The following is a 10763-nucleotide window of genomic DNA, read 5'->3' as shown; positions in this document are numbered from 1 at the left end:
TATTAAACGAAGACCATCTCAAAAGGATGGTCTTTTTTTGCGTTGTTGACCTCTTCCAGGCTGCGCCAGCTTGGTCGAAAGCCCAGCCCAGAACCGCCGATAATACTTGGGTCAGCGCGACGCGGTCAACGTGACGCGGTCAAACCTGGTAAAGTAGGCGGGGCGCGCAGTTTAGTCGCCAAATACGATTACAACTAATCCCATCTTCATAAGAGATGGGATTTTTTTTGCGTTATTCCTCTCTTCCCAGACTCTGATTTGCGTAGGAATGATAACGTTGGTTCTAAATCATGCCGATTACTACTCGTCATGGCAATTTAAACACCCCAGGCCGTTACAACTAAACTTCGAGAGCCACCAAAATCCCGATGCTCGCAAAGATAAATTCCCTGCCAGATTCCCAGAGCTAACTTTCCATTTCGAATAGGAATGATGACCGAGCTGCCCAGCAGAGAAGCTTTTAAATGAGCCGGCATATCATCGGAACCTTCATAATCATGCCTATAATCCGGATCGTTTTCCTTAACAGTTTTGTTAAAAAACATCTCAAAATCTTCTCTCACCGTTGGGTCTGCATTTTCGTTGATAGTCAGTGAAGCAGAAGTGTGCTGAATAAATACCTGAAGCATACCCATTTTTATTTCATTGATCTCCGGCATTGTCTGCATAATTTCCCTTGTGATCAAATGAAAACCTCTTCTTTTTTCTTTTAACTGTATAATCTCCTGGAACATTTTCATAGCTTTTGGTGATGGCTGATTTCATTGTAATTAATATATACTAGTCCCGAGTACCCTTTGTAAAAAAAATGGTAAGTCACTCTGTCAATTTATCTCATCTAAAATTAAAGGTTTATTATTGCTGATCGCTGTTATACTCCTAACGTCTTCCGACGTAAATTGAATCAATGCAGATACTTAAATGGACACTCTAATTTTTGCCTGGCTTTTCTTTTTCATTCACCATTTATTCAAGCAGGATTGTCTTGCACAGTTTCAGTATCAAAATGATAATACTCGACCTGTTCAACAGCAAAAACGGGATTTCAGATTTTTATTTCTGAAATCCCGTTTTACATATAAAGAATAAGTATCATGAACCCTTCACAATCTTCCTGAAAGCACGGTCATTTCCTTGTTTGATTTCAAGGATATAAACACCTGCTGGTAACGTTGAAATATCGATTTTTTCTACCTCCGAGGCATTACCGGTCTGGAAATATATTTTTTTATGAAGCCTTCCAACTCCGGCATCAAACAAATTGATTTCTATCGGAGCGTTGCTATTATTTTTCATATCAACTGTGATATAGTTCACCGTTGGATTTGGGTAAACATTCACTGAATTGTGTAAAGTAAAAGGCTCTTTTTCCGTAGCGGCAAGATAATTTACCGATAATGCGGAATCAACGACGGATTGCCTGGCATTTGAGGCTGAGGATGGGATAATAAAAGTTGGCGTTTCAGTAGCTGTGATAGTCAAATTTCCACCCAGCGCTTCGACTTCTTCCATATCCATATTATCACTTCCGGCTTTTGGACGATAAATTTTGGCACCATTAAATTCACCAATATTTAATGTATAATTCGCAGTTCTGCCTTTTTCATCAGGAACTGTCAGAATATAGAGTGATTTTCCATTCAGTTCATAACGGTCAACAATGGGATCCTGATTCGTTGTTTCTTTATAAGCATACTCACCAAAAAGTTTGTTCACCTGATGAAAATAATCAGCAGCGGGCCTGCGGGTCAGATCTCCATTAATAAGTCCGGAAGTACCAAACATTCCCCCTGAGTTATTGTCGTCATACATTTGATAAAAGAATACTTTTGAAACGCCATGACGAGCTGAAAATAATGAAGTTCTCAATATCCAGTCTCCTTGTGTTTCCATAGCCGTTTTATTCCCAATCGGAATCGCTTTTAACGGGCTACCCTGATTAACATCATAACCTGCCTCCGTAATCCACACGGGCATGTCCTGGGAAACGTCATGGGAAACTTCGATAAATTTATCCAGAATCGTGTTGGCGTTAGTCACCTCTGGTGCTGCGCCACGTGTGGAGGTTCCACTTTGGGAAGATGACGCGTCATCAGTATATAAATGGAAATTTACAATATCCCAGCATAAATTGACAGAACCATCTGCCTTGTATCCGCGGAATTGTTTACACCAGTCTACCATTCCTTTTACATAATCTGAACCCGTTACCAGCCCTGCGATAACGACTTTCATGTTTGGATCAGCATTTTTTACGCCAACAGCCGTACCCATCGTATTTTTGTGTCCGTCATAAAATGCCGATAAGTTCGCGGCATATTCTCTCGCAGTCTGATAACCTTTCCGGCCCTTCCACCATTTATCCCGCTCGTTGTCACATTCGATATATTTAATCAGATTTAAACCTATTTTAACCGAATTAGGTGTGTCTCCAAACCACCGGGGCGTTGTGTGAACACTCAGCAAACCAGGATCCACATTTGTATTGCTTCCATATCGCGCTGCGTACTGAAATGCAATTTTTGCCTGTTCGATATAAGACAATGGATCTGCAAAATCTTTTCCAAATCGGACAGGTACGTTCTCATTATCTTGCAGATCAGCGGGATAAGTTTCTTTCATCCATTCCGGAATCGTTTTTAAATCGGCTAAAACTTCGATATTGGCTGCTTTACAACGTTCGTAGATGGCGTCGTAATTCCAACCACCGCTAAGCGTAGGATTATATGAAAACACACCTTCCGATGATTCAAGTTTTCCCCAGTCCATGTAATGTCTTATACCGGTAAAACTTTTTGCAGCGTTCATTTTGTCCTCATTGATTTGCCATGGACTGTTGCCATCTTCAAAATTCCATTCATAGGCATTTACACCGAACATATCCCGAAGTCTGATATTTTTTGCCGGAATTGGCGTTACAGGTTTTGTTCCGCCTGAATGTGTTCCATATAATTCAATTTCGGTAGGTAGTCCACTTTTAATATTGATGACCAAATAACGGATGTTGGAAACCGGATGATCCAAGTTAAACTGGGCATTACCGGAAAGATTTCTATCCGGATAGGGCCCTACCCAGCCATTATAAATTTCACCAGTGAAAGTGGCAACAGGAATACGTTCCCATTGATCTGTTATCACAGACAAGGTCATCGGATTCTCCTTGAAATTGCCTGTGAAGTCGAAAAATTTCAGACTTTCCAGTGTTATTTGCTCTCCATCCAACAAGGGATAGTAGGCGTCCCAGGAACTTAATGCCAAACCCCACCCAAGCTGAACCTCTGTTTGGGTATCCCCATCAAAAAGTCCGTCCATACCTCTGGCAGTATTGTTCAACTGATACCAACGTTTTGGATCCAGTGTAATCTTTTCTCCTTTCAAAGGTACATCAGGTGCTGAAGCAGGTTGAATAACCTGATTTCTTGTCACATTTCCAGCCGCAAGAAAGTTGGTGCTTTCGGCCTGTGAAGCTGAAATCGTTACTGTACCTTCCGTATGAATGGTCGCTTTCCAACTCCCTGTTTCATTAGATACTGAAACGATTGACGGATTTGAAGAAGTGAAAGTGATCGGCGTTTCGTTATTTGTACTATTGGCTGCAAGATCGAAAACCCCTGATCCAACATTTCTTGTAGGAAGCTCTGAGAACGTGATCACAGCCTGTACTTTTTCCGGCGCAGATTCATCTGTTGAAACTTCAAACCAGTTGAAATTAAAAGCACCTTTATTTGCATATATTCTCAGGATCTGGCTTCCGGCATTTAAGTTTGCAGTTGTACTGAGCGTAATATAAGATTCCCATCCGCCCGTACGCGGTACATTTACGTGACCTAATACATTTCCAGACGCATTTTTTATTTCGATTAGCCCATCACCGTAACTGTTTGCAACCCGAAAGTTGAAAGCATAAGTGCCAGAAGAAGCTACGTTGACATTATAATCCAGAAAATCTCCGTCGTCAATATAACTGACATTTTTTCCACCGTCGATATCCCCGGTATCATCTGTTCTGATATCGCTGGATAGGTCATAATTTTCTGCTTCGATTTTTCCAGGCAGAGGTTTTGAGACTATGGATTCAAACCAGTTTAAGCTAAAAACTCCTTTTTTTGCAAAAACACGTATCACCTGATCGCCAACTGGTAATGAAGCGGTTAAGTTCGATGTGCTCCATCCTTGCATCCCGCCCGTACGTGGAAGATTATTAATGGTTCCTAAAACAGTTCCATCAGCGGCACGAAGTTCCAGTGTGGCATCATCACTAAATCCATTTGCATACCGGAATTTGAAAGAGTAAATCCCCGCTGTTGCTACTTTCACATGATAATCCAGCCAGCCATTGTCGCCGATCCAGCCAACATCCAGTCCTCCGTCTGCATCAGCAGTTTGTTCTGTTCCTGCTCCACTTGTTGCAGAGAAATCTTCTGCTTCAATTTTTCCTGGAACAAGATTGGCCTTTTCAACTTCAAACCAATTAAAATTGAAGGATCCGCGATTTGCGTAAATCCGGATGACCTGACTTCCTGGTGTCAGGGAAACGATTGTGCTGACATTAATATACGTTTGCCACCCTCCTGTCCGAGGTATGTCAACGCTGCCAAGAACGATTCCGGTAGCATTTTTTATCTGGATATTGCCATCTCCCCAGCTGTTTGCTACCCTGAAACTGAATAAATAATTTCCGGCAGAAGTCACGTTGACATTGTAGTCCAGGTAATCGGCATCATCGATGTAGCTCACATTTTTTGCTCCGTCAGCATCTCCGGTATCTTCTGTTCTTACATCGCTTGAAACGTCAAAGTCCTCAGCCTCAATCTTGCCCGGTATAGATCTAGAACCTTTTGCTTCAAACCAATTCAAACTGAAAACTCCTTTTTTTGCAAAAACACGTAACGTTTGCGTGCCCGCTGGTAAAGACGCAGTCAGGCTGGCTAGTCCCCAACCTTGCATACCGCCTGTCCTTGGAAGATTGTTTATTTCGCCTAATACTGTTCCATCTGATGATTTCAAAGAAAGCGAGGCGTCATCGCTGAACCCGTTTGCAACACGGAATTTGAAAGTATATATTCCGGCTGTTAACACTTTTACCTCATAATCTATCCAGCTATTATCGCCGATCCAACCGATATCCATTCCACCGCCGGCATCTTCCGTATTTTCAGTGTTCGCGTTATATATTGCGGAATAGGCTTCGGCCTCAATTTTTCCTGGAATAAGATTTTCCTGGATGGCTTCAAACCAGTTAAAATTAAATAAACCGCTTTTAGCAAAAATTCTGATGGTTTGAACACCAACAGGTAGTACCGCTTGCGTGCTGACAGTAATGTAGTTTTGCCAGCCGCCCGTTTGTGGAATATTTACCTGTCCAAGCACCTCACCTGCAACAGTCTTAAGTTCTAAAATTCCGTATCCATGACTGTTTGCAACGCGGAAATTGAAGGTATACGCGCCGGCTGTGGTAACATCGACCTGGTAATCCATCCAGTCTCCGTCTTCGATGTAACCAATGTTTTGTCCGCCGTCAGTATCACCGGCTGTTTCAACTACCACTCCATTCATTTGAGTGAAGCTCTCTGCTTCCAGTTTTCCTGGAAATGAGGAGATTGTCTGAGCAAAACTCAGAAACGCAGCAAAAAAAAATATTACGCAGAGCAGAAGTTTTCTCATAGATGAAATGTTTGAATTTTTCATCTAAGATACTCTTGTTTTCAATTTTTTGTAGACAATATTTAATAATTGTAGAAACAATTCGCACCGCCAGGTAAAATAATTGCCTAATTAAAAGTCGTAAAGCGCCAAGGAATAAACTTGACGCTTTTAGCTTTTATATTTTGGATATTTAAATTTCAAGCTGTTATCATTTCTGAGCAAGCTTCTGCACACTTTCGGCAGGCTTCGGCACATACTTCGCAATGTTTCATCCCCATAGCTGCATGTTTTTCACATTCTTCGGCACATGCATTACATACATCCGCACAAACCTTACAAAGATCATCAGCAAATTCGCTATCCAGGGTTAGTAATTGTGCAGTGGCATAACATAAAGCAGCGCATTGCAAATCCAGATTTATACATTTGGCCTGCATGTTCACGTCTTTTTCTTTCAAACAAGCACTTGCACAATAATTACAGGCAGCCGCACAGGCATTACATAAATCGATACAGTTTTGTAGTGTTGAATTAGCCATAAGTTCTTTTTTGATCGTTATTGATGTGTTGAACTGATATCTAATAAAATCTTGCCAGCTTATTCTGCTGAAATGTGTTGCGCTACACAACCAAAATATTAGCCGTAGAAAGATTACCTTTATGAAAATTTTGAAATTGAATTAACTATGCTATTTAAACAAAAACACCTTGAAGGAATTAAGGCAGGCACCATATCTATCGCATTCCGTAAATGGAAAAAGCTGACAGTAACTGCCGGAAGTCTTATTAAAACCAGCGTGGGTGTAATAAAAATTATTTCAACAAAGGAAATATCTTTGAACGAAATATCTGACTCAGAGGCTAATCAGGCTGGTTTTACCAGTGCACAGGCTTTAACTCAGCTTTTGGAAAGCCAGAAAGAAGGCCTGATTTATAAAATCGAGGTAGCATTTGATTCTGAAGACCCGCGAATCGAATTAAGAGAAAGTGTAACACTGGACGAGGAAGAATTTGAGACGCTGAAAACGACGCTTGAAAATTTGGACAAATTCAGCAAAGTGGGTAAATGGACGACCAAAACTTTGCAGGTCATCAAGGAAAATCCCAAAATGAAGGCAGCTGATCTTGCCGTTAAAGCAAAAAAAGAAAAAGAATGGCTCAAATTAAATATTAGGAAACTAAAAGGACTTGGACTTACAATAAGCCATGAGCCTGGTTACACATTATCGCCCAGAGGTGAAGAATATTTAAGATTGATAAGTCAGTAATGAACAAGCCGGATTCTGTTCGGCTTTTTTATTTGTAAGAGTAAACGCAATTGGGATTCTTCTAATCTGATTTTAATTTGGAATGGTTATTTTAAGTATCAAATTATAAATGGTTCTGATAACTTAATTAAATATGTCAGGGTATGAATAATGACGGACCGATAATAGTCATTGAGGATGATTTGGAAGACCAGTTTTTAATAGCAGAAACATTCAAGAATCTTGCATACACGAATCCGATTTTGTTTTTTGAAGATGGCGCTAAAGCACTTAACTACTTAAATGAAACGGATACAAAACCGTTGTTAATTTTGTCAGACATAAATCTGCCAAGGATTAACGGTATGGAAGTGCGGGATCAGGTGAAACAGAACGATCATATTAATGTGAAGTGTATACCTTATTTGTTTTTCACAACTTCTCCAAATCATAAAATTGTAATTGATGCATACTGTTCTTCGGTGCAAGGTTTTTTTCGAAAACCAGCTTCTTTTCAGGACTTTGAGAAGACCATCCAGATCATTGTAGATTACTGGAAAGTTTGTATAAAACCAGATGAATGTTATTAAATCAGCAGCACTATGAAAACGTTAAGTTCCAGAATTGAAGTTATCCAGGGTGATATCACAAGGCTTAATGTGGATGCAATTGTCAACGCTGCCAACTCATCGTTGCTGGGTGGAGGAGGTGTGGACGGAGCAATTCACAGAGCGGGCGGCTCCGGGATTTTGGAGGCTTGTAAGAAAATTGTTTCAGAACAGGGTGGCTGCCAAACCGGAGAAGCGGTTATAACCTCGGCGGGGAAACTGCCAGCAAAGTTTGTTATCCATACCGTTGGTCCCGTTTGGCATGGAGGGAAAAATGGTGAGCATGAAAAGCTGGCTTCCTGTTATATCAATTCGCTACAATTGGCCGTCATAAATGATTGCAAATCTATTGCCTTTCCCAACATTAGTACTGGTGTTTATGGATATCCCAAAATACAGGCCGCTCAGATCGCTGTGAGTACGGTTTCAGGTTTTCTCTCAAAAAATAGTGAAATAGAAAGCGTAATCTTTGCCTGTTTTGACGAAGAGAATTATCAGCTTATTCAGCAACAGTTAAATGTGTTAAGCATGTATTCCTGACTAATTATATTTTTTAATTGATTTTTTGAACTATAAAAATATAATTGTTAAAAACGATTTGAGATGCCAAAACAATTCAAAAACCAAGAACTCAGATCGATAATTATTGTTGTTTAAATATGGGCTAACCCATTTATATTCAGGGTTGACTTTTATTTAAACCATTTGAACGACACGTTGAAATTACCCGAAAAGCACGACGCATACTCCGCACTTCGTTTTCCCGAATTCCGTTATTTTCTTGCCAATAGTTTTTTATACCGGTCCGCGCTTCTTATTCAGGAAGTGATAATTGGCTATGAGCTCTACCGATTAACTCATGATCCGCTGGCTCTGGGAATGATCGGTCTGGCAGAAGTCGTACCGTTTATCACAGTTTCGCTTTTTGGCGGTCACGTGGCTGATCGTTATGACAGGAGGATTATTCTTCGTATCAGTTTGTGCGTGATTATCGCAGGTTCAGCTATTCTGTATTTTTTATTTCAACCGGAATGGCTCGCGGCACTTAACAAAAATCAGCATTTATGGGCCGTTTATGCTGCATTTTTTCTGATCGGCCTGGCAAAGGGTTTTTATTCACCCGCTTCCTCTTCTTTGAAACCGTTTCTCGTTCCGAGGGAATTTTATTCTAATTCATCAACCTGGAGCAGTACTTTTTCGCAGGCAGGGGCAGTTTTAGGGCCAGGTATTGCCGGTTTTTTGTATGTATATCTAGGCTTAACGGAAACGCTTTTGGGCATTATGCTCACCATGGTGTTTTGTCTGGTATTAATCACACTTATAAAAACGAATCCGGTTAATATTCGTCATGCAGGAATATCGATCTGGGAAAGTCTTCGTGACGGTCTGAGGTTTGTTTTCCGTACAAAAATCATTTTGTACGCACTTTCTCTGGATATGTTCTCCGTATTGTTTGGCGGAGTAATCGCGATTTTGCCGGTTTTTGCTGAGGATATTCTGCATGTTGGCCCGGAAGGTTTGGGATTATTGAGAGCCGCTCCGTCGGTTGGCGCTTTGATCACCATGTTTGGCATGGCGCATTTTCCGCCAACCCATCAGGCGTGGCGTAACATGCTGATCGCGGTGGCTGGCTTTGGGGTTTTCACAATCATTTTCTCGTTGTCGACAAATTTCTGGCTTTCTTGCGTTGCACTTTTCGCGACCGGTGTTTGCGATAGTATCAGTGTGGTGATTCGTCAAACGATTATGCAGATTTTTCCACCAGACGAAATGCGCGGGCGGGTGGCTTCTGTAAGTGGCATTTTCGTAAGTTCTTCTAATGAACTGGGTGCTTTCGAATCCGGATTAGCCACAAGAATTGCCGGTCCAATTCCGACTGTTCTGGCAGGCGGAGCGATAACACTTCTCGTTGTTACCTATGTGTATTTGAAGTCGAAAGATTTGTTTGCGATGCGATTGACGTAATGGAACTATGATGTGAGATTGTAAATGTCTGATATTCTTTCTCTAACGTATTTAATGTTGATTGTGTTTTTTATAATCATACCTTTATACGTTGCTGAATTTTATCGGAAACTTACCCCTTCTCATGAATAGAATTAAAAGTATTGATGGCCTTCGGGCTATATCCATTATAATGGTCTTGCTGGCTCATGCAGGACCAACAATGCCGCAGATTTTAAGAGGCCACTTTCTATTCAACTTTCTGGCCAATGCGGGGCTTGGCGTCAGGATTTTCTTTGTTTTAAGTGGTTATTTAATCACAAAAATATTAATAATCGAAGAAGCAAAAACAGGAATTATTAACATCAGACAATTTTTCTTGCGTAGGATGTTAAGGATATTTCCTATTTTTTATCTCTATATCCTGGTGGTAGTACTTCTGAAATTATATTACATCCCCAATATTATTGACAAAGTATCAGATGTGTTTCCCGCATTGTTTTACGTATGGAATTATAAATTTCTATGGGTAAATATCTCAGGAAATGCCAACTGGTTTTTAGGGCATTTCTGGTCGTTATCGATGGAAGAGCAGTTTTATTTATTTTGGCCATTTACTTTTGCCTTTTTTTATTCAAATGATTCCAGGTCACGTTTTTTTCGTGTATTAATAGCAGTCATCGTTTTAATGCCTGTTTTAAGAGTTGCTTCATACTTTCTCATGCCGGAGAATCGGGGACAAATCGCGTGGATGTTACATACAGGCGGCGATTCTATTCTGATAGGATGTCTGGGTGCTCTGATCGAGAAAACGGAAAGATTTAAGTCTGTTTTTATTGATTATTTAAATAATAAATGGTTGATCGTTTTTACATTGTTATTTCTTTTTATTCTATCACCGTCCTTATCCTTAGCTTATGGAGGAGCTTATCAACTGCCATTTGGGATCAGTTTAGACAATATTTTTATATTAATCCTGCTTTTTTGGATCATGTATATTCCAACGATTTTTACAAAATTTCTGAACCATAAAGTGATGGTGAATATCGGAACTTTGTCGTATTCCCTTTATGTCTGGCAACAAATATTTCTGACAAATATTTATAAATACTGGTTTAATCTGTTTCCCCAAAATCTGATTATCGTTTTTCTGATTGGGTATTTTTCATACTATGTCATAGAAAAGCCAATTTTAAGATTAAAAAGAAAACTTAAACCTGTTGCTGCAAACAGTGCAGTAGGTATACCCGGTATTTAACAATTTATCGTTGAGGAGAGAAATGACGATATAGATTGAAATAACACCAAATAATAGATT

At 40.1% G+C, this 10763-nt stretch carries 8 protein-coding genes; 5 read left to right on the top strand and 3 right to left on the bottom strand.

Going from position 1 to position 10763, the window contains the following annotated elements; all coding sequences use genetic code 11:
* Positions 1–317 precede the first annotated feature (317 nt).
* The 3 genes from AC1XUO_RS04985 to AC1XUO_RS04975 form a co-directional block, all read right to left on the bottom strand.
* The gene (locus AC1XUO_RS04985; protein WP_483328648.1) at positions 318–740 is read right to left on the bottom strand and encodes a secondary thiamine-phosphate synthase enzyme YjbQ; all 423 of its coding nucleotides are present in this window, start codon (positions 738–740) and stop codon (positions 318–320) included.
* 352 nt (positions 741–1092) lie between these two features.
* Positions 1093–5664, bottom strand: a complete 4572-nt coding sequence (locus AC1XUO_RS04980; RefSeq protein ID WP_483328647.1) for a carbohydrate-binding protein — start codon at positions 5662–5664, stop codon at positions 1093–1095.
* Positions 5665–5843: 179 nt separating this feature from the next.
* Positions 5844–6185 (bottom strand): four-helix bundle copper-binding protein, encoded by a 342-nt coding sequence (locus tag AC1XUO_RS04975; protein ID WP_483328646.1) that lies wholly within the window; start codon positions 6183–6185, stop codon positions 5844–5846.
* Between the two features lie 147 nt (positions 6186–6332).
* Between AC1XUO_RS04975 and AC1XUO_RS04970 the strand changes: the two genes are divergently transcribed.
* The 5 genes from AC1XUO_RS04970 (at position 6333) to AC1XUO_RS04950 (ending at position 10703) form a co-directional block, all read left to right on the top strand.
* Entirely contained in the window at positions 6333–6914 is a 582-nt protein-coding gene (locus tag AC1XUO_RS04970) for an ASCH domain-containing protein (protein WP_483328645.1), read from the top strand.
* Positions 6915–7057: 143 nt separating this feature from the next.
* A complete protein-coding gene (locus tag AC1XUO_RS04965; RefSeq protein ID WP_483328644.1) occupies positions 7058–7483 on the top strand; it encodes a response regulator in 426 nt (141 codons plus the stop codon).
* A 12-nt stretch (positions 7484–7495) separates the two neighbouring features.
* A complete protein-coding gene (locus tag AC1XUO_RS04960; RefSeq protein ID WP_483328643.1) occupies positions 7496–8041 on the top strand; it encodes an O-acetyl-ADP-ribose deacetylase in 546 nt (181 codons plus the stop codon).
* A gap of 177 nt (positions 8042–8218) precedes the next feature.
* Entirely contained in the window at positions 8219–9466 is a 1248-nt protein-coding gene (locus AC1XUO_RS04955) for an MFS transporter (RefSeq protein ID WP_483328642.1), read from the top strand.
* Between the two features lie 124 nt (positions 9467–9590).
* Positions 9591–10703, top strand: coding sequence for an acyltransferase family protein (locus AC1XUO_RS04950; protein WP_483328641.1), 1113 nt, complete (start codon positions 9591–9593; stop codon positions 10701–10703).
* Positions 10704–10763 lie beyond the last annotated feature (60 nt).

This window comes from Dyadobacter sp. HNCC25DJ186 (assembly GCF_056895235.1).
The sequence above is the reverse complement of the archived record's forward strand: the minus strand, read 5'-3'. Positions and strand labels throughout refer to the sequence as shown.